Raw genomic sequence first — 18,742 nt, 5'->3', positions numbered from 1 at the left:
ATCAGAGATCGTTGCCGGCGTAGGACTGGTTGAAGCTTTTGTTGGCCAGCGGAAAGTCGGGGACGATGGTGTCGGCCATCGCGACGGGCAGCGCGGGCCAGTTGAACCACGAGGGGTCGACGATCTTCGCTCGGGTGATGCGATTGGCGGCGTCGATCTCGACGCGGTGAACAAGGGTGCCGCGCCATCCTTCGACGATGCCGATCCCGCTTCGAGGCGCGCGCAGCGTCGGCAGTTCCTCGGTGTATTCGATCGCACCGGTGTGCGATTCGATCAGGTGACAGACCAGTTCGGTGGACGCGGCGAATTCGTCGCGCCGCACCGTGTAGCGGGCCAGCACATCGCCCGCGGCGGCGCCGACCTCGGTCACGGGCAGCGTGGTGGTCGGGTGTTCGAGCCGGGCGTCGGTGCGGATGCCGCTGGCCCGCGCGACATAGCCCAGGCAGCCAAGGGCCTGCGCGTCCTCATCGTGCAGCACGGCCGTGCCGGCGAACCTGTCGTACACCCCGGAGTTGCGCAGGGTCAGGTCGGCGATCTCCGCGACGTCGGCCGCGATGGACCGCAGGTCGTCGGCGTCGGGAAGCGCCCGCAGCGCGACCGCGCCGGGGCGGATGGCACCGCGAAGCAGCCGGTGTCCGGCGACATTCGCGTTGAGCCGCAGCAGTTTCTCGCGGACGCGTTGAGCGTGGGCGTTGGCGAGGGCGAACCCGACGTCGTTGGCCAGCGCCCCCAGATCGGCGACGTGATTGTAGAGCCGTTCGAGTTCGACGAGCAGCGCCCGCAGGCGGTGCGCCTCGTCGGGCAGTTCGATCCCGAGCCCGTCCTCGACGGCCAGGCTGTGGGCCAGGGCGTGCCCGACGGAGGTGTCGCCGCTGACGCGCTCGGCCAGCTCGACGGCCCCGCCGGCCGGCCGGCCCTGGAAGAGCCTTTCCAAACCTCGGTGTACGAACCACAGCCGGGCCTTGAGCCGCAGCACGCTTTCACCGGCGACCGAGAAGCGGAAATGACCGGGCTCGATCAGCCCGGCGTGCACCGGGCCCACCGGAATCTCGTACACCCCGGGCCCCTCGACGGTGACGAACGGGAAAGCACCGACGCGGTCGAAGCGCGGCGCGGGCCCGGCGTTGCCGCGCATGGGATACCACTCCTCGGGCCAATGAGCGTGCCGCACCAGTCGGCGCGCTTTGGGATGCCCGAGTGGCCGGATTCCATACAGGTCGGCCATCTCGCGCTCGAAGCGGCCGGCCGCGAACGACAGGTACGCCAGCGAGTGCAGCGCCGGATCGTCCTTGCCCACCGCGCATTCGAGCTCGATGCGGCGATCGGGGCGGCCGGCCAAAAACAGGTAAACGACACGGAATACGTCGGCGTCGTCGTGGGCGGCCACCAGGGCAAGGCGAAAACCCTTGCCCAGCAATTCTTCCGCCATCTCCGCGATACTCTCCTGGGACAGTCTGTGGTGCAGCCAGTGTCGGCTCATCGCGGTGCCCCGGCGTCGGTCGCCGCGGTGGTGAACAGGCCGGTCAGCGGGCCGGCCGTGACGCCGAGGACCAGCGACGCGGCGACGCCGACGACCAGGGCCGCCGCCACCGTTTTCGGCACGGCGATTTCCGGTGTGCCCGCGGGGCGCTCGCCCAGCAGGATTCGCCCGCAATTGCGCGCCAGCGCACCGAACGCGACCACGATCAGCAGCAGTGCCGGCCCCAGGGCCCACGTCAGCCGGGCATCGGCCAGCGATCGGGCGATGGCCAACTCGCTGGCGAACATCGCGAACGGCGGCAGCCCGAGCAGCACGACCACGCCGACGGCCAGCGATAGTCCGATCAGGCGGGAGCGCCGCAGCACCGCGCCGACGTCGGCGATCGCGGTGGAGCCGTGCGCGGCCTGCAGCTGACCGGTCGCCAGGAACAGGACCGTCTTGCCCATGCCGTGGGCGAGGACGTGCAACAGCACCGCCGCGATGGCCAGCGTGGTTCCGGCGGCCGCCGCGATCGCGATCAGCCCCATGTTCTCCATGGACGAGTAGGCGAGCATCCGTTTGATGTCGGGCGTCAGCGTCAGCATCAGGGCCGCTATCACCAAAGTCGCCAACCCGATCACCAGCAAACCCGACCGCATGAACGCGGGCCCGGCCGCCGCCGCGACGATCGGCTTGATGCGGATCAGCACCGAAAACGCCACCGACAGCAGCACCCCGCTCATCAGCGCCGAAACCGGCGCCGGGGCCTGGCTGTGGGCGTCGGCCAGCCAGGTGTGGAACGGAAACAGCCCCACCTTCGCGCCGTAGCCGATAAGCAGCAATCCGCCCGCAAGCCGGGCGATGTCGGGATTGAGGCCCCCGGCGCGCGCCGCGAGCACGTCGAGGTTCAGGGCGGCCGCGGCCGGCGCCCCCGCGTGCTCGGCGGCGTAGTAGAGCAGCACCGTGCCCAGGAATGCGATCGCGATGCCGACCGAGCAGATCACGACGTACTTCCACGTCGCCTCGAGCGCGCCGCGGGTGCGGCGGTGCCCAACCAGAAACGCGGTGATCACCGTGGTGGCTTCGATGGCGATCCAGACGATGCCGATGTTGTTGGCGCACACCGCGACGACCATCGCCGCCACGAAGGCCGCGGTCAGCGCGCCGTATTCGCGGGCGCCCCGCGCATCGGTATGCCCGTGCGCAAGTTCGGCGTTCACGTAGCCGATGCTGGCCCAGGTCGCCAGCGTCGCAACGCTTCCGATGACGATCAACATCGTGACGGTGAGGGCGTCGACTCGCAGCAGCCCGCCCAGCGCGAACCGCGTGCCCGATCGGGTGAGCACCCCGAGGGCCGCGCCGCAACCGAGCACGCACACTGCCGAGACGACGATCAATGCCGCGGTGGCCCTGCGCCATCCGGCGATCAGGGTGGCGATCGACGCACCGACGGGCGCGAGGATCGCGGCGAGCAGGAGTCCCATCATCAGTCGTGTAACTCCTGCAGTGCGTCCAGGTCCGCGCCGCCGAACGCGCGGGACAACCGGCCGGTCAGGACGCCGATCACGATGACCGCGAACAGCACGTCCAGCGAGGCGCCCAGTTCCACGATCAGCGGCACCCCGGCGGTGAGCAAGAACGCGGTCGCGGCGATTCCGTTGTCCAGCAGGAGGAATCCCGCGGCCTGCGACACCGCGTGCCGCCGGGTGACCATGACCAGCAACGCGATGAGCACCACCGCCATGGCGGCCGGCACCGCGGTGGTGGTGGCCGCGGGCTGTAGGTTCACCAGGGAACCGGTGGCGGCGAAGGCGGCCAGCGTCAGCGCCGCGGTGATGAGCAGCGAGGTCGCGGTGTTGACCAGCGGGGTGGCTTCGCGGTGACATTGCGACTCCGCGCCGACCGCGCGCGCCAGCAGCCGCGGCAACACCGCGGCCCGCAACGCCAGCACGGCGACGCCAACACCGATCAGCGCGCCGTCGCCGTCATACACACCGCGCAGCACCGGGATGGCCGCCAGGGCGACTCCCTGCCAGGCCAGCAGGCGGACGATGGCCCTCAGGTCGCGGCGCCACACGATCAGCACCGCGGCCAGCAGCAATCCGCCGGCGGCCAGGTCGACGAGGACCGCAAAAGTGCTGTACGTCATGCCGGCACCCCGAAGAAGTTGGCCGCGACGACCGCGAGCAGCGCCAGCAGAAACGACCCGGCCAGCAACTCGGGAACCCGGAACAGCCGGAGCTTGGCGACGAACACCTCGACGGTTGCCAACAGTCCCGCCAGGACCGCGACCTTGGCGGCCACCGCCACGAGGCCGACGACGACGCCCACAGCGCCGGGCCGGCCGCCCGCAATGCCCCACGGCGCAAACAGGTTTGCCAGCAGCGCCAGTAACACCGTCAGCCGCATCCCGGTCGCCCACTCGACCAATGCCAGTCGCGGACCGGCGTATTCGAGAACCATGGCCTCGTGCACCATCGTCAGCTCGAGGTGGGTCGCCGGGTTATCGACCGGCAGGCGTCCGGTTTCGGCGACGATGACGATCACCAGCGCGGTGAACGCCAGCACCGCGGCCAGCGACACCACCTGCCCGGGGTGAGCGACGGTGTGCGCCACCAGGGCACCGAGATTCGCCGACCCCGCCGGCATCGATACCGCGAAGACCGCCAGCAGGATCGTGGGTTCGACGAGCGCGGCGATGGTGATCTCGCGACTGGCTCCCATGCCGCCGAACGAGGTGCCGGTGTCGATGCCGGCCAAGGTCAACGCGACGGTGCCCACGAACAGCAGGCCGACGACGGCGAACAGGTCGGCGCTGGCGTCCAGTGGGGATCCGGTGGCGACCAGCGGCGCGATCGCGGCGATCAGCAGCGTCGAGCCGGCGACGACGGCGGGAGCGGCCGCGAATACCGCGGTTGTCCCGCGCGGCGTGATCTGTTGCTTGCCAAGCTGTTTGACGATGTCGCGCCACGGCTGCAGGATGCCGCCGCCCACGCGGCCTTCCCAGCGTGCGCGCACCTGGCGGGTCAGGCCGACCACCAGCGGCGCGCCGGCCATCACGGCGCCGATTTGCACCGCGCCCGCGACGTAGGAAAGGACGTTCATCGGGCGACCACCAGCACGATCAGCACACCGAGCGCGCCGTAGGCCAGATACAGGTGCACGCTGCCGGTGTGGGCGCGCCGGACCAACGCCGCCGCGGCCGAGACCGCCTGGATCACCGGCGGGTAGCAACGCTCCTCGATCGCATCGGCGATGGTGCTGCGGTAGGTGATCTTGTCGGCCAGATAACGCGACTCCGCGCTGTGGGTGATTTCGATGTCGGTGTCGGGACGCAGGACATCGTCGAAGACCCGTTGCAGCGGCTCGGCGAAGGATGTCGCCGTGTACTGCATGCGGGCGGTGAGTTCGTCGGCGCCGCAGGCCCATAGCGGGGCCGTCACGGGCTCGGGGCGCCGCCTGCGGCGCCATTGTGCGAGCACGGCCGCCGCCACCGCGGCCACGCAGCAGCCGGCGGCGATCACGCCGGGCGCGATCGACCCTTGCAGCCCGGGCAGGCGGACCAGCGCGCCGAAATCGGTGAATTCCACTGCCCGCGCGGCTGGTAGCGCGGCGACGGCCCGGCGCAGCGCGGGGGCGACGGTCGAGGGCGCCACGGCCAGCGTCACACAGGCGGCCGCCGCGACCCCCATGCCGGCCAGCATGCTGCGCGGCGCCTCGACGGCCCGGGCAGCCTGCTCGGAACGCGGCCGCGCCAGAAATCCGATGCCGAAGGCCTTCACCATCGCCGCCACGCCCAGGCCCGTGGTGAGCGCGACCGCGCCCACCGCCAGCGGCGTGGTCAACGCCAACACCGCGACGTGTTCTGCGGCGGTGTGGATCAGCGACTGGACCAGCAGCCACTCGCTGACGAACCCGGCGCCCAGCGGTAGCCCACACGCGCCGAGCGCTGCCACCCCGAACAGGGCGGTGGTCGCCGGCATCCGGCGAGCCAGACCGCCCAGCCGGTCGAGGTCACGCAGCCCGGTGGCGCCCAGCACGGAGCCCGCGGCCAGGAAGCCGAGACTCTTGAACGCCGCGTGCGCGATCAGGTGCAGCATGGCCGCCGCGGCGGCGATCGTCGCCGGCCGGTGTGCACCGGTGGCGGCGAAGAGGGTCGCGGCTCCCAAGGCCAGCGTGATCAACCCGAGGTTCTCGGTCGTCGAATACGCAAGCAACCGCTTGAGGTCCGTGGCCACCGAGGCCTGCATCACGCCATAGAGCGCCGAAACCCCGCCGACAACCATCAGGACCAGGCCCCACCAGCGGGGACCCGGGCCCAGCAGCTGCAGATCGAAACGGCAGATGCCGTAGACGCCCAGGTTTACCATGGCCGCGCTCATCAGCGCCGACACCGGGCTGGGCGCCTCCGGATGGGCGCGCGGCAGCCAGGCGTGCAGCGGCACCAGCCCGGCCTTGGACCCGAACCCCGCGACCGTCAGCAGGAACACGGCGTTGCAGGCGCCCGGCGATATCCGATGCAGCTCGGCGAACCGGTTTGCGCCGCCGGCCGCCGACAGCACCATCAGTCCGATCAGGATCGCGGCGAACCCCAACTGGGTCATCACCGCGTACACCAGGGCGGCGGCGCGAACCTGCGGGCGGGTGTGTTCGGCCAGCACCAACACCAACGACGCGACCGCCATCAACTCCCACGCCAACGCGAAGGTGGTCACCGAACCGGCCGCGGGCACGGCGAGCATCGCCGCGACGAACAATGGCAACACCGCGAGCGTCGCACTGCCCAGCTGGCCGCGCTGGGCATACCCGATCGTGTACAGCCCGACGACGACCGCGACCGCGCCGGTGAGCGCCATGAAGAACCCGCCCAACGGGTCGAGGCTCAGCTGCACCCCCGATAGCGGCAGTAACCACCCGATGCGGACTTCTCGCACCGAGCCGAACATCCCGATCAGGCCCGCCCATACCCCACCGAAACCCAGCAGCGACGTCAGCGCCCCCGCCGACGCGGGTCGGAAACCGTTGCGGGGCGAGAGGTTCGGCGCATGGACGGGGTGAGCCGTCAATTGCGTCGTCATTTGCCGGTCACCGCTCGGAGGGCCTCGATGATCTGGCCCGGCGTCGGCGGGCAGCCCGGGATTTCCAGATCGACCGGCACCACCTCGGCGACCGCGCCGACCACACCGTAGGCATCGGCGAAGACGCCGCGGTTGATCGCGCAGTCTCCACAGGCGATCACCCGTCGCGGCCGGGGCGTGGCATCGATCGTGGCGCGCAGCGGACCGGCCATGTTGTGTGTCACGACGCCGGTGACCAGCAGCGCGTCCGCGTGCCGGGGGGACGCCACCAGGCGCGCGCCGAATCGCTCGGCGTCGTACACCGGGCCGAATGCGCCCGCGATCTCGACTTCGCATCCATTGCAGGATCCCGCGTCGACATGCCGGATCTGCAGCGAACCACGCACTCCCGCAACCGGTTTCATCGCTGGCGGCGGTAACGGTCCCGCGGGTTCGGCGATCCGGCCGACGCCGAAGGCCTTACGAATCCAGCCCATGAACGCTACTGCGCGCTCCCGGCGCGCAGGTCCTCCAACAGCGCCACCCGGTCGCTGAGCACCCCGGTCAGAACCTTGCGCGCCACCAAGAGCAGTTCGGCGATATCCGGTGAGGCGATCGAGTAGATCATCGTGTTGCCGTCCCGGTGCGCGTCGACCACACCCGCCCGGCGCAAGACCCCCAGCTGCTGGGACAGGTTCGACGATTCCAGCCCGACCTCGGGCAGCAGTTCGGCGACCGACTTGTCCCCGGCGACGAGCAGCTCGAGGACCCTGATCCGCGCCGGATGGCCCAACGTCTTGAAGAAATCGGCCTTGACCTTGTACAGCGGCTCCGACACGCCAGCTCTCCTGAAGATTCATTGGATCCTAGGTATGAACAGTTGAAGAATTTATCAGATTGCGCCTCGGCCCGCGCGGCGAGGGTCCGCCCGGTATCGCAGAGTCCGGCGTCGGCGCAACCCGACACGCCGCCGGGCGGCCGTTCCACCGGAGACTCAAATCCGCGTCTTACCCTGCCGATGTGCCCAGCGAGGAGGCCGCCGAAGGATCCCGCTTGCCGCCGGTGTCCCGGCGCGCGGTGCTCGGCGGCCTGAGCCTGCTGCCGCTGGCCGCCACCATGCGGGGGCCGCTGCCCGCCGCGTCGGCCGACCCGGGCTATCGATTCCTGTCGCCGCACCAGGCAGCGGTGCTCGACGCCGCCACCCGCCGGCTGGTCCCCGGGCCGCAAGACTGCCCGGTGGAGTCCGGCAGCCCCGGGGCGCACGAGGCGAACGTGGTGAACTACCTGGACCGGATGCTGTCGGTGTTCGACGTCGCGCCGGCCGATGTGCACGCCGGCGGCCCATGGAGCAACCGCGCCGGCGGCTCCCAGGACTACATGGCCACCTTCGTCCCGCTCAACCGCGCCCAGGCGTACGGGTGGCAACAGCGGCTGACGCAGCTTCGCAACCAGTACACCAGCGGCATCGCGCTGCTGGACCAGCAGGCCGGCGGCGACTTCACCGCGGTGCAGCCCGTCCGGCAGGACCTCATCCTGGCCCACGGGCCGGCGGCGGCCTTCGCAAGCGTCCTGTTCGGCCACACCATCGAGGCGATGTACAGCGTCCCCGAATACGGCGGCAACGCGAACCTGGTCGGTTGGCAGGACATCAAGTACCCCGGGGACTCCCAGCCGCGCGGATACACCCCCGCCCAGGTCGAAGCGATCCAGTGGGACGTGGTGATCGTCACCGACATCATCAACCGGCTGCGCCACGGCTGGGAACAGGTGGTCTCCAAATTGGGCGGAAGGGGCGGCGTGAGTGCCTAAGGCGATCATCGTTGGCTCCGGCGCCGGCGGGTCGACGGTGGCGATGGAGCTCGCCCAAAATGGTTGGGACGTCGTGATATTCGAGAAGGGGTCGAACTACTACACCAACCTCGACGGCACCGGCCCCCTCGGGACGACGTTCTCCAACGACGAACTCAAGTCGTTGTACCGCTATTTCGAGCAACCGGACCCCCTGGCCTATCCGCGCACGTTTCGCGCCAACGCCAGCCAGGCGGCCAGCTACGTCGGGCCGGTCAACGAACTCCCGGTGACCGTCGGTGGCGGAACCACGCACTGGGATGCGAAGGTCCCACGGTTTTGGGACATCGACTTCAAGGGGCTGTCGATGCTGGGCCCGCAGCCCGGCGCGGACGTGCAGGATTGGCCGTTCGAATACAGCGAGATCGCCCCCTACTACGACACGATCGAAACGCTGCTCGGGACGCAGGGCGACGTCCGGGCGATCCCCGCGCTCTCCTTCAAGCACGCGCCGCGCACGCAGAATTTCCCGATGCCGCCGGGACCGCAGCAGCGCTCCTCCACGCTCATCGCCAAGGGGGCCAAGCGCATTGGGCTGCACCCGTATCCGTTTCCGACCGCGATCAATTCGGTCGAGTACGACGGCCGCCCCGCGTGCAACAACTGCGGGTTCTGCAGCAATTACGGCTGCCCGATCTCGGCCCGGGTGGGCGCGCTGGCGCCGCTGCGCCTGGCGCTGCGGACCGGGCGGACGCAGTTGCACCCCGAAACCACCGTCACCAAGGTTAACTTCACCGGCCGGCGCGCCACCGGCGTCTCCTATCTCGACCCGCAGGGCAATCCCGGCGGGGAGAGTGCCGACCTGGTGGTGCTGGCCGCCTCGGCGATCGAGACGTCACGGCTGGCGCTGCTCTCCGGCCTGCCGGACGCCAGCGGACGCATCGGCGCCCGGCTGATGTTCCACAACTTCGTCGACGGGTTCGGCATCTACCTCGACCAGCGCGTGCACGCCTATCGCGGCCGCTCGATCACGCAGTGCATGGAGGATTTCTGCGACCCCAACTTCCCCGGGGCCCGCCTCGCGGCGAAACTGGCCGGGCTGCCCTACATCCGCGGCGGGCTGTGCGAGCTGGGCGGGAGCCAGGACCCGATCACCGAGGGCAAGTTCTACCAGGAGATCCTGGGGTTCCTGCCGGGGGTGCAGCTGTTCGGCAGCCCGTTCAAGGACCTGATGCGCGCCTCGCTGCTGCGCGACCGGCTCGCCGGCGTCAACTTCATCGGCACCGACCTGCCCTACCTGACCAACAACGTCACCCTCGACCCGACGGTCACCGACCTCAACGGCCAGCCGGTGGCGCGCGTGACCTGGGCGCCCGGCAGGCACGAGGCGGTCGCGCAAACGTTTTTCCTGGTGCCCATCACCGCGATGATGGCGGCCGCCGGCGCTCAGCTGTTCGCCGCCATCCCGGACGGCCTGGAGCGGAAGTTGAGCGGCGGCACGCCGCCCAACACCAAGCACGTCATGGGCGGCATGCAGATGGGCGTGTCCCCGGCGACGAGCGTCGTCGACCCGAACGGGCGAATGCACCAGATGGACAACGTTTACGTCGCCGACGGCAGCGTGTTCGTCACCTCGGGCTGCCAGAACCCGACCAACACCCTCATGGCGGTCGCGCTGCGCACCGCGTTGGGGCTCACCGGCCGGCGGTAGCCGCCAGGAAGGATTCCACCGCTTCCCGGTACTCCTGTGGCGCTTCGTCGTGGACCAGGTGGCCGGCCTGCGGAACGTGCAAATAGGTTGTCGGGGAACCTGTTTCGGCCATCGCGCGCATCTGGCCCGGCGGGGTGACCGAGTTGCCGGCCTCGACGAGCAGCGCCGGGGCTCGCACGGCCTCCCACTGCGCCCAGTAGTCACGGGTGCCCCATTCGGCGGCGATCTCGATCCATCGCGAGGTGTGCCCGTGCAACCGCCACCCGCTTTCCGTGCGGTCGAAGGCGTCCAGGAAATACCGGCCGGCGACCGGCCCGAATTCGTCGAAAACCTGCTCGGCAGAATCGAATTCGACCGGAAGGGCGTGCAGCCACGGCTCCCACGGCCCGGTGGTTCGGCCCCGGAAGTCCGGCGCCATGTCCTCGACCACCAGCGCCGACACCAGCTCCGGACGCTCGGCGGCCAGGCACCACGAGTGCAGGGCGCCCATCGAATGCCCCACCAGCCTGGCCGGCGCCCCCAGGGCGCCGACCGCATCGGCCAGGTCGGCCACGAAGCGTTCGGTGCTGATCGGGTGTGGATCGTCGACGTCGCGGCCGCGGTGCCACGGGGCGTCGTAGGTGTAGACGGTGCCCAACCGGGCCAGCCACGGCAGCTGCCGCGACCAGGTGGTACCGCGGCCCATCAGGCCATGCACCAGCACCAACGGCTCGCCACGGCCGCCGTGGCAGGTCAACAGATCGTTGGGCATACCACCATCTTGCGGGGCCCGCCCGGGGGTTGGACAACGCGGGCGGCGCGGTAGCCTAGCCCAATGCCGCACGTGGTGAAGATCAACGCAATCGAGGTGCCCGCGGACGCCGGCCCCGAACTGGAGAAGCGGTTCGCCCACCGCGCGCACGCGGTCGATCGGCAACCCGGCTTCCTCGGCTTCCAGCTGCTGCGTCCCATCAAGGGCGAAAACCGCTACTTCGTGGTGACGCACTGGGAGTCCGAAGATGCCTTCCAGGCCTGGGCGAAGGGACCCGCCATCGAGGCCCATGCCGGCGAGCGGGCCAACCCCGTGGCGACCGGGGCGTCGCTGCTGGAATTCGAGGTCGTGATGGACGTTGCCGGCACCAAGCAGGGTGGCTAGCGGTCGGTCGACGCGGCGCCGCGTGGCGGCGTTGGGCGCCGCCGCGGCTCTGGTGGTGACGCTGGCGCCGGGTTGCGCGCCCTCGCCCGCCCCGCACGCGAACGCTGCCAACCCGGGGCGGCAGATCGACACCCGGACGCCCCCCGGCATCCGGGCCCAGCAGACTCTGGACATGCTGAACTCGGACTGGCCCATCGGCCCGGTCGGCGTCGGCACCCTCGCCGCGCCCGGCAAAGTCGAGTCGGTCGAGGCCACCATGGAGGGGCTGTGGTGGGATCGTCCGTTCACCCTCGCCGGCGTCGACATCAGCGCCAGCGTGGCCACCCTGCACCTGGTCACCTCGTACGGCGCGCGCCAGGACATCCGAATACACACCGACGACGGAGGCCGGGTGGACCGGTTCGACGTCGACACGCAGGCGCCGAAGGTCAACTCCTGGCACGACGTCGACGCGGTGCTGAGCAAGACGGGCGCCCGTTACTCCTACCAGGTCGCCAAGGTCGACGACGGCCACTGCGACCCGGTCGCGGGCACCAACACCGGCGAATCCTTGCCGCTGGCATCGATTTTCAAGCTGTACGTGCTGCACGCGCTGGCCGGCGCCGTCCGGAACGGGACGGTGTCGTGGGACGATCAGCTCACCGTCACGGACAAGGGCCGCGCGGTGGGCTCGTCGGGCCTGGAACTACCTGTCGGAGCACACGTTTCGGTGCGCACGGCCGCCGAGAAGATGATCGCCACGAGTGACAACATGGCCACCGACCTGCTCATCGGCCGGATGGGCACGCGCGCCATCGAGGAGGCGCTCGCAACGGCCGGCCATCACGACCCGGCCAGCATGACGCCGTTCCCCACGATGTACGAGCTGTTCTCCGTCGGTTGGGGCAAACCGGACCTGCGCGACCAATGGAAGCATGGCTCCCCGCAGGTCCGCGCCCAGCTGCTGGAACAGGCGAATTCCACCCCCTACGAACCCGATCCGACCCGCGCCCACACCCCGGCCTCGGCCTACGGCGCCGAGTGGTACGGCAGCGCCGAGGACATCTGCCGCGTGCACGCGGCGCTGCAGGCCGATGCGGTCGGCCCCGCGGAGCCCGTCAGGGAGATCCTTTCCGCGGTGGCCGGCATCCAGCTGGACCGGAACGTTTGGCCGTATATCGGTGCGAAAGCCGGTGGGCTGCCTGGTGATCTGACGTTCAGCTGGTATGCCGTCGACAAGAACCGGCAGCCGTGGGTGGTGAGCTTCCAGCTCAACTGGCCGCGCGATCACGGGCCCACCGTGACCGGCTGGATGTTGCAGGTGGCCAGGCAGGTTTTCGCGCTCATCGCGCCGCCGTAGCGTGATCAGCGCCGGCGAGTCGCTGCTGGACACCTTCCCGGGGCGCCTGTTCATCGAGGACATGCGGTCTTTCGGCGGCCTGGCGATCCCAGAACGGCTCGTCAGGGCCGCGGCCTGGTCCGTCAGCGGCTACCTCTACTCCGATCGTTGGCTCGACGTAGCGGGCCTCGATGTGGACGATCCGGAGCTTCGCGCGTACGACGCCGCAGGGCTCGCGGCGCTATCGGGGCTAACTGCGTTTGGATCGCCGCAAATTCATCAGGGGACTCTCACCGAGTGGCGCGCGCCGAACATCCGCAACCGGGAGCCGTTGAGCGCGCTGCCAAACGGCGCGTTCTGGACGTCCACACCGATCACCGACGGCGAAGACACCTGGACCCTGTGCGGTGAGAACCTGAAGCGGGAAAGCCCGCGCTGGGAGGTGCATTTCGACGCCAAGCGCGTTCGCGTCGCGCGGATCGATTCGGCCGGCGATTGGGCCGAACTGATCGACTCGCATTCAGCCACGGCCGGTGGCTGTAAGTACCCGGACTGGCCGGCGATCGCGGAGTCTTGGGACGCGGTGCACCTCTCACCCGCGGGATTGCTCCTGGCCCATCCCAAGATCTCGGACACCCCGTTCGACCCAACCGATGCGTCCGGTCGCGCGCACAGCGAAGCGGGACGGTACGCCAGCGTCGCGCACTGGTCCGCGGTCTCAACGGCCTGGCTGCGCGTACCGCCGGACGCGGAAGCCCGACCGGCGCTCGTGACCCCGATCGACTCGGGGCAGACGTGACTGACGAATTCGATAGCGTCTGCGCTATCAACATCGGGGCAAGCCGCATGGTCTGGAGAGCCTCCAAAGCAAGTTACAACCGCAGGGTCCAGCGGCCGTTGCGGAAGTGCAGCACGGTGCGACTCACCGGGGCAATGTCGATGCCCCAGAACGACTTCGGTGGTGCGTCGAGGCTGTGCAAGATGGCGGCGCGGATCACCGCCGGATGCGTCACCGCCACGACGGGCGCCGTGTTGGCGGTCAGGGACTGCAGCCAGCCCGCCACCCGTTGGATCAGGTCGACGATCGACTCACCGCCGTGCGGGGCCCGGGCCGGATCGGTCAGCCACGTCTCGAGCTCGGTGGGTCCGACGGCCCGCAGCGTGTGCCCGCACCAATCCCCGCACTGCAGGTCGGCCAGCCGCGGTTCGGTTACGGCGTGCAGGCCCAGCAGCTGCGCGGTCTCCCGCACCCGCTGCTCGGGTCCCGCGAATAGGCGCGCGTCTTTCTGAACATCAAGGCGTCCAGCCTTTTTGACCTGCCGGCGACCGATCTGGCTGAGCGACTCGTCGGCCGGAAACCGTCCGGCCGCCATGGCGTCGGTCATAGCGTGCGACACAAGAGTCAGCCGGACGACGTCGGTCACGCGCGGACTCGTTCCTCCAGCGTCCGTCGGGCGAGCGTGGCGAACACCAGGCCGATGGTCGCCCATAACACCAGCTGAGTGGCCAGGGCAAGCAGCCTGAACTCGTAGAGGAGGTCGGCGGGAAAGCCCGGATAGACGATCGCCCCCGAGGCGTCCCGCAGCGGTTGCGGCGTCTCGTCGTTGCTCGGCAGGAGCACCAGCACCACCGCGACCGCCGCGACATAGGCGCCCGCCGCGAGCAGCCGTCCGTTCCACTCACCGAACCGGAGCGTCAGACCCCGCGCCAACCACACCGCGGCGATGGCCAGCACCACCGACATCAGCACCGCCACCAGATACCAGCCGGTACGCGCCCCGATCGTGTCGGCCTGGCCCACCGCGGGCGGATTCGGCGGATATTTCACGAACGGCACCAGGTACACCGCAACGAATGCAGCCGAAGCCAAGAACAGCGAAAGCCGGCGTGGCGCAACGCCTCCCGCGCGCACGAAAACCACGCAGAACACGACCCCGAACAGTGCGCCCATCGCAACGCCGAAGATCAGAACACCGAAACCCAGCCCGGCGTTGGACTGCACTCCGCGACTGAACAATTCGGCACCGTGCTCGTGCACGCCGTGGGCGTCCAGGGCGTCGGCGCGTCCGTCCTCGAAAGCGATCGCGCGGCCGATGACCGGTTCGGCGCACAGGCGGGCGAACGCGAACGCCAGCACCGCGCCGATTGCACCGGCCAGCAGGCCGCGTCCGATCAGACGCTTCTCCATGCGCTCAGTGGCAGGGAAAGCCGAGCAGATGCCGGGCATCGTGCACGAACTCGTGCACGTGTGAATCGCCGCCGAACAACGACACCGCCCCCTGGTCGACGCCGACGAAGTACAGCGCCAGCAGCGCCAGGAAGGCGGTCGCCGCCAACCAGATCACGGCACTTGCCGCCGACAGATCGATGGATCGGGTGCGGGTGTCAGTGGGCTGGGGAGTGGTCACAGGTGACTCCTTCCGGGATCTCGCGTCCCGCCTGGGGATGGGTGACGGGGTCCGGGTCTGACTGTGACAGTGGCGCGACCGTTCTGGACTTCCACCAGAATTCCGGTTTGCCGTCGCTGGTCAGTGTAGACGGCGGGTCAATGCTGCGGCGCCGCGGAGCCGTAGCCGAGCTGGCTCGCGGTGTACTTGGCCCCGTCGGTAACCGGGACCGCCTGGACCGCCGTCCCATAGGCGCAGATTTCGGTCCACACATCGCCGATCTCGGTCGTGTCGAACCGCATCGCGACGATCGCGTTGCCACCGCGGTTGCGCGCCTCGGCGATCAGGCGGCCCATCGCTTCGTTGCGGCTCTCGGCGAGATTCTTGGTCATGCCGGCCAGCTCGCCGCCGAACATTGCCTTGAAGCCCGCGCCCATCTGAGAGAACGCGTTTCGCGATCGCACCGTCAACCCGAACACTTCGCCGCACACCCGCTGGATTTCCCAGCCGGGGAGGTCGTTGGTGGTCACGATCAGCACAGGCGGGCCCTTCTTCCACAGCGCAGCAAAACGGGTGGTTAGTCCGCAACGAGACTAGTCCGATCGTGGCGACCCGCTTCGCCCGGCTTCGCCGCGCCCGCGATCGGCCCGCCACCCGTTTGCTGGAGCGCTACGGCGTTTCCGGTGCGCTGTGCGCCCCGGCCTTGGCCAGGTCCGGCTCGGCCGGCGGTTTGCGGGTTCCGACAAACGTGAACACCGCGTCCTCGCCGGCGCCTTCGCCGTCCCAGTTGTCCACGTCGACGGTGACGACCTGTCCGGGGCCGACCTCTTCGAAGAGGATCTTCTCGGACAGCTGGTCCTCGATCTCGCGCTGGATGGTGCGCCGCAGCGGGCGAGCACCCAGCACCGGGTCGAAGCCGCGCTTGGCCAGCAACGACTTCGCCTTGTCGGTCAGCTCCAGGGCCATGTCCTTGCTCTTGAGCTGGGTCGCGACCCGGGTGATCATCAGGTCGACCATCCGGATGATCTCGTCGCGAGTCAGCTGGTGGAAGACGATGACCTCGTCGATGCGGTTGAGGAACTCCGGACGGAAGTGCTTCTTCAGCTCGTCGTTGACCTTCTGCTTCATCCGCTCGTAGTCGTTCTCACCGCCACCCTGGGTGAAGCCCAGGCCGACCGGCTTGGAGATGTCGGAGGTGCCCAGGTTGGACGTGAAGATCAGCACGGTGTTCTTGAAGTCCACCGTGCGGCCCTGGCCGTCGGTGAGCCGGCCGTCCTCGAGGACCTGCAACAGGCTGTTGTAGATCTCCTGGTGCGCCTTTTCGATCTCATCGAACAGCACCACCGAGAACGGCTTGCGCCGCACCTTCTCGGTGAGCTGGCCACCCTCTTCGTAGCCGACGTATCCCGGCGGGGCGCCGAACAGCCGCGACGCGGTGAACCGGTCGTGGAACTCGCCCATATCGATCTGGATGAGGGCGTCGTCGTCGCCAAACAGGAAGTTGGCCAGGGCCTTGGACAGCTCGGTCTTCCCGACACCGGAGGGGCCGGCGAAGATGAACGAGCCCGACGGGCGCTTGGGGTCCTTCAATCCGGCACGCGTGCGGCGGATCGCCTTCGAGACCGCCTTGACCGCGTCCTCCTGGCCGATGATCCGCTTGTGCAGCTCGTCCTCCATGCGCAGCAGGCGGGTGGTCTCGGCCTCGGTGAGCTTGAACACCGGGATGCCGGTCCAGTTACCCAGCACCTCGGCGATCTGTTCGTCGTCGACCTCTGCGACCACGTCCATATCGCCTGAGCGCCACTGCTTTTCGCGTTCCGCCCGCTGGGCGACCAGCTGCTTCTCCCGGTCGCGCAGGCTGGCGGCCTTCTCGAAGTCCTGGGCGTCGATGGCCGATTCCTTCTCGCGGCGCGCCTCTGCGATCTTCTCGTCAAACTCGCGCAGGTCTGGCGGCGCGGTCATCCGGCGGATCCGCATCCGGGCGCCGGCCTCGTCGATCAGGTCGATCGCCTTGTCCGGCAGGAACCGGTCGTTGATGTAGCGATCGGCCAGGGTGGCGGCGGCGACGATGGCGGCGTCGCTGATCGACACCCGGTGGTGCGCCTCGTAGCGGTCGCGCAGGCCCTTGAGGATCTCGATGGTGTGCTCCACCGTCGGCTCCCCCACCTGCACCGGCTGGAAGCGGCGCTCCAGGGCGGCGTCCTTCTCGATGTACTTGCGGTACTCGTCGAGCGTGGTGGCCCCGATGGTCTGCAGCTCACCGCGGGCCAGCTTGGGCTTGAGGATCGACGCGGCGTCGATCGCGCCCTCGGCGGCGCCCGCACCGACCAGCGTGTGCAGCTCGTCGATGAACAGGATGATGTCGCCGCGGGTGTTGATCTCCTTGAGCACCTTCTTGAGGCGTTCCTCGAAGTCACCGCGGTAGCGGCTGCCCGCGACCAGCGAACCCAGGTCGAGCGTGTAGAGCTGCTTGTCCTTCAGCGTCTCCGGGACCTGGCCGTGCACAATGGCCTGCGCCAGGCCCTCGACGACGGCGGTCTTGCCGACGCCGGGCTCACCGATCAGCACCGGGTTGTTCTTGGTGCGCCGGCTCAGCACCTGCATCACCCGCTCGATTTCCTTCTCGCGGCCGATGACCGGGTCCAGCTTGCCTTCCATCGCGGCGGCCGTCAGGTTGCGCCCGAACTGATCGAGCACCAGCGACGTGGACGGGCTGCCCGACTCGCCGCCGCGGCCACCGGTCCCGGCTTCCGCGGCCTCCTTGCCCTGGTAGCCGCTCAGCAATTGGATCACCTGCTGGCGCACCCGGGTCAGCTCCGCGCCCAGCTTGACCAGCACCTGGGCGGCCACGCCCTCACCCTCGCGGATCAGGCCCAGCAAGATGTGCTCGGTGCCGATGTAGTTGTGGCCCAACTGCAGCGCCTCGCGCAGGCTCAGCTCGAGAACCTTCTTGGCGCGCGGCGTGAAGGGGATGTGTCCCGACGGCGCCTGCTGCCCCTGGCCGATGATCTCCTCGACCTGGCTGCGGACGCCCTCCAACGAGATGCCCAGCGACTCCAACGACTTCGCCGCGACGCCCTCGCCCTCGTGAATCAGGCCCAACAAGATGTGCTCGGTGCCGATGTAGTTGTGGTTGAGCATCCGGGCCTCTTCCTGCGCCAGGACGACCACCCTGCGGGCACGGTCGGTAAATCTTTCGAACATCGGTGGTTACCTGCTCTCCCTCACCATCGGTACAGCTGGGGCATCGCGTACCTGCCATCCACTGTAATGGTCGGCCCGCCGGGGGTCCTAACGTTGCGGTGGCTGGCGGCCAGGCCGCATACCTCCGTTAGTCCCCTGTTAGCGCAGGGCCGTAACAGGTAAACGAGGAAAATCGCCAAAGCGTTTCCCGCGAGCGCCTGCCCTCATTCCGCCGCCAGCGAAATTAAAAGCAACCGGCGCCCAGGCCTTGGGGGACCCGGGCGCCGGTAAGCGCTCCGCTTAAGTAGCCGCGTGAAACGCGTCGATGACGTCCGCGGGGATGCGGCCGCGCGTCGACACGTTGTGCCCGTTGCGGCGGGCCCACTCGCGGATCGCGGCGCTCTGCTCGCGGTCGATGGCCCCACGGCCACGTCCCGAGCCGGAGCGCCCGCGCCGACGACCGCCGACGCGGCGTCCCGCCGCTACCCATTGCTTCAAATCGTTGCGCAGTTTCGCGGCATTCTTGGACGAAAGATCAATCTCGTAGGTCACCCCGTCAAGCCCGAATTCAACCGTTTCGTCGGCCGCGCCCGCACCATCGAAATCATCGACCAAGGTGACGGTCACTTTTTTCGCCATTAGCTTACCCTCGCGTTTCGTCCTGAGCAGTTGCTGAGCAGTTTGGATTCACTCCCCAAGGCACC

General features: G+C 69.1%; 19 protein-coding genes. 5 read left to right on the top strand and 14 right to left on the bottom strand.

Translation table 11 applies throughout. The annotated features are described in order from the left end of the window. Window position 1 precedes the first annotated feature (1 nt). Genes MTAB308_RS18620 through MTAB308_RS18590 form a run of 7 tightly spaced genes read right to left on the bottom strand, consistent with a single transcriptional unit; the run spans window position 2 to window position 7,354 of the window. Window positions 2-1,480, bottom strand: a complete 1,479-nt coding sequence (locus MTAB308_RS18620; RefSeq protein WP_066916490.1) for a hydrogenase large subunit — start codon at window positions 1,478-1,480, stop codon at window positions 2-4. Continuing rightward, complete coding sequence (locus tag MTAB308_RS18615; protein WP_077101132.1) at window positions 1,477-2,946, bottom strand: proton-conducting transporter transmembrane domain-containing protein; 1,470 nt, start codon at window positions 2,944-2,946, stop codon at window positions 1,477-1,479. The genes MTAB308_RS18620 and MTAB308_RS18615 overlap by 4 nt, the downstream gene beginning before the upstream one ends. After that, on the bottom strand, window positions 2,946-3,608 hold the full coding sequence (locus tag MTAB308_RS18610; protein WP_066916492.1) for a hypothetical protein: 663 nt from the start codon (window positions 3,606-3,608) through the stop codon (window positions 2,946-2,948). The genes MTAB308_RS18615 and MTAB308_RS18610 overlap by 1 nt, the downstream gene beginning before the upstream one ends. Further along, entirely contained in the window at window positions 3,605-4,564 is a 960-nt protein-coding gene (locus tag MTAB308_RS18605) for a respiratory chain complex I subunit 1 family protein (protein ID WP_077101130.1), read from the bottom strand. Before MTAB308_RS18605 ends, MTAB308_RS18610 begins: the two co-directional genes overlap by 4 nt. Beyond that, window positions 4,561-6,537 carry a proton-conducting transporter transmembrane domain-containing protein gene (locus MTAB308_RS18600; RefSeq protein WP_083746584.1) on the bottom strand — a complete coding sequence of 659 codons (1,977 nt, stop codon included), beginning with the start codon at window positions 6,535-6,537 and terminating at the stop codon, window positions 4,561-4,563. Before MTAB308_RS18600 ends, MTAB308_RS18605 begins: the two co-directional genes overlap by 4 nt. Continuing rightward, complete coding sequence (locus MTAB308_RS18595; RefSeq protein ID WP_066916496.1) at window positions 6,534-7,013, bottom strand: NADH-quinone oxidoreductase subunit B family protein; 480 nt, start codon at window positions 7,011-7,013, stop codon at window positions 6,534-6,536. The genes MTAB308_RS18600 and MTAB308_RS18595 overlap by 4 nt, the downstream gene beginning before the upstream one ends. A 5-nt stretch (window positions 7,014-7,018) precedes the next feature. Then, a complete protein-coding gene (locus tag MTAB308_RS18590; RefSeq protein WP_066916498.1) occupies window positions 7,019-7,354 on the bottom strand; it encodes a lsr2/espR transcriptional regulator in 336 nt (111 codons plus the stop codon). A gap of 182 nt (window positions 7,355-7,536) precedes the next feature. Here MTAB308_RS18590 and MTAB308_RS18585 point away from each other — a divergent pair, with 182 nt between their 5' ends. After that, window positions 7,537-8,325 carry a gluconate 2-dehydrogenase subunit 3 family protein gene (locus tag MTAB308_RS18585; RefSeq protein ID WP_066916500.1) on the top strand — a complete coding sequence of 263 codons (789 nt, stop codon included), beginning with the start codon at window positions 7,537-7,539 and terminating at the stop codon, window positions 8,323-8,325. Then, window positions 8,318-10,015, top strand: coding sequence for a GMC oxidoreductase (locus MTAB308_RS18580; protein ID WP_066916502.1), 1,698 nt, complete (start codon window positions 8,318-8,320; stop codon window positions 10,013-10,015). Before MTAB308_RS18585 ends, MTAB308_RS18580 begins: the two co-directional genes overlap by 8 nt. Here the strand turns inward: MTAB308_RS18580 and MTAB308_RS18575 are convergent. Beyond that, window positions 9,999-10,766, bottom strand: a complete 768-nt coding sequence (locus MTAB308_RS18575; RefSeq protein ID WP_077101128.1) for an alpha/beta fold hydrolase — start codon at window positions 10,764-10,766, stop codon at window positions 9,999-10,001. The two genes, MTAB308_RS18580 and MTAB308_RS18575, sit on opposite strands and share 17 nt — an antisense overlap. 63 nt (window positions 10,767-10,829) lie before the next feature. Between MTAB308_RS18575 and mhuD the strand changes: the two genes are divergently transcribed. From mhuD to MTAB308_RS18560, 3 genes are read left to right on the top strand one after another with little or no spacing between them, the layout of a single operon-like run. Then, window positions 10,830-11,150 carry a mycobilin-forming heme oxygenase MhuD gene (gene mhuD / locus MTAB308_RS18570; RefSeq protein WP_066916506.1) on the top strand — a complete coding sequence of 107 codons (321 nt, stop codon included), beginning with the start codon at window positions 10,830-10,832 and terminating at the stop codon, window positions 11,148-11,150. Further along, the gene (locus tag MTAB308_RS18565; RefSeq protein WP_425436284.1) at window positions 11,143-12,489 is read left to right on the top strand and encodes a serine hydrolase; all 1,347 of its coding nucleotides are present in this window, start codon (window positions 11,143-11,145) and stop codon (window positions 12,487-12,489) included. The genes mhuD and MTAB308_RS18565 overlap by 8 nt, the downstream gene beginning before the upstream one ends. Before the next feature lies 1 nt (window position 12,490). Continuing rightward, the gene (locus MTAB308_RS18560) at window positions 12,491-13,267 is read left to right on the top strand and encodes a hypothetical protein (protein ID WP_077101126.1); all 777 of its coding nucleotides are present in this window, start codon (window positions 12,491-12,493) and stop codon (window positions 13,265-13,267) included. Window positions 13,268-13,340: 73 nt separating this feature from the next. On the opposite strand, the gene MTAB308_RS18555 is transcribed toward MTAB308_RS18560, so the two are convergent. The 6 genes from MTAB308_RS18555 to lsr2 all read right to left on the bottom strand — a co-directional run bounded on the left by MTAB308_RS18555 (window position 13,341) and on the right by lsr2 (window position 18,677). Further along, window positions 13,341-13,892, bottom strand: coding sequence for a histidine phosphatase family protein (locus MTAB308_RS18555; RefSeq protein WP_077101125.1), 552 nt, complete (start codon window positions 13,890-13,892; stop codon window positions 13,341-13,343). Further along, window positions 13,889-14,656, bottom strand: a complete 768-nt coding sequence (locus MTAB308_RS18550) for a CbtA family protein (RefSeq protein ID WP_077101124.1) — start codon at window positions 14,654-14,656, stop codon at window positions 13,889-13,891. Before MTAB308_RS18550 ends, MTAB308_RS18555 begins: the two co-directional genes overlap by 4 nt. Before the next feature lie 4 nt (window positions 14,657-14,660). Continuing rightward, window positions 14,661-14,876 (bottom strand): CbtB domain-containing protein, encoded by a 216-nt coding sequence (locus tag MTAB308_RS18545; RefSeq protein ID WP_077101123.1) that lies wholly within the window; start codon window positions 14,874-14,876, stop codon window positions 14,661-14,663. Window positions 14,877-15,013: 137 nt separating this feature from the next. Then, the gene (locus MTAB308_RS18540; protein ID WP_077101122.1) at window positions 15,014-15,394 is read right to left on the bottom strand and encodes a YbjQ family protein; all 381 of its coding nucleotides are present in this window, start codon (window positions 15,392-15,394) and stop codon (window positions 15,014-15,016) included. 130 nt (window positions 15,395-15,524) lie between these two features. Next, complete coding sequence (gene clpC1 / locus MTAB308_RS18535; protein ID WP_077101121.1) at window positions 15,525-18,059, bottom strand: ATP-dependent protease ATP-binding subunit ClpC; 2,535 nt, start codon at window positions 18,057-18,059, stop codon at window positions 15,525-15,527. 279 nt (window positions 18,060-18,338) lie between these two features. After that, entirely contained in the window at window positions 18,339-18,677 is a 339-nt protein-coding gene (gene lsr2 / locus MTAB308_RS18530) for a histone-like nucleoid-structuring protein Lsr2 (protein ID WP_036363110.1), read from the bottom strand. Window positions 18,678-18,742 lie beyond the last annotated feature (65 nt).

Source organism: Mycobacterium terramassiliense (genome assembly GCF_900157385.1).
GTDB classification, from domain to species: Bacteria; Actinomycetota; Actinomycetes; order Mycobacteriales; family Mycobacteriaceae; genus Mycobacterium; species Mycobacterium terramassiliense.
Note: the sequence above shows the minus strand (reverse complement) of the source record. Positions and strands in the feature narration are given on the sequence as shown.

Bases quoted from the DNA above. Each gene is read 5' to 3' on its own strand.
- MTAB308_RS18595 (WP_066916496.1), bottom strand. From the start codon at position 7,013: ATGGGCTGGATTCGTAAGGCCTTCGGCGTCGGCCGGATCGCCGAACCC.
- MTAB308_RS18610 (WP_066916492.1), bottom strand. From the start codon at position 3,608: ATGACGTACAGCACTTTTGCGGTCCTCGTCGACCTGGCCGCCGGCGGA.
- MTAB308_RS18620 (WP_066916490.1), bottom strand. From the start codon at position 1,480: ATGAGCCGACACTGGCTGCACCACAGACTGTCCCAGGAGAGTATCGCG.
- MTAB308_RS18615 (WP_077101132.1), bottom strand. From the start codon at position 2,946: ATGATGGGACTCCTGCTCGCCGCGATCCTCGCGCCCGTCGGTGCGTCG.
- MTAB308_RS18605 (WP_077101130.1), bottom strand. From the start codon at position 4,564: ATGAACGTCCTTTCCTACGTCGCGGGCGCGGTGCAAATCGGCGCCGTG.
- MTAB308_RS18550 (WP_077101124.1), bottom strand. From the start codon at position 14,656: ATGGAGAAGCGTCTGATCGGACGCGGCCTGCTGGCCGGTGCAATCGGC.
- clpC1 (WP_077101121.1), bottom strand. From the start codon at position 18,059: ATGTTCGAAAGATTTACCGACCGTGCCCGCAGGGTGGTCGTCCTGGCG.
- lsr2 (WP_036363110.1), bottom strand. From the start codon at position 18,677: ATGGCGAAAAAAGTGACCGTCACCTTGGTCGATGATTTCGATGGTGCG.
- mhuD (WP_066916506.1), top strand. From the start codon at position 10,830: ATGCCGCACGTGGTGAAGATCAACGCAATCGAGGTGCCCGCGGACGCC.
- MTAB308_RS18575 (WP_077101128.1), bottom strand. From the start codon at position 10,766: ATGCCCAACGATCTGTTGACCTGCCACGGCGGCCGTGGCGAGCCGTTG.
- MTAB308_RS18600 (WP_083746584.1), bottom strand. From the start codon at position 6,537: ATGACGACGCAATTGACGGCTCACCCCGTCCATGCGCCGAACCTCTCG.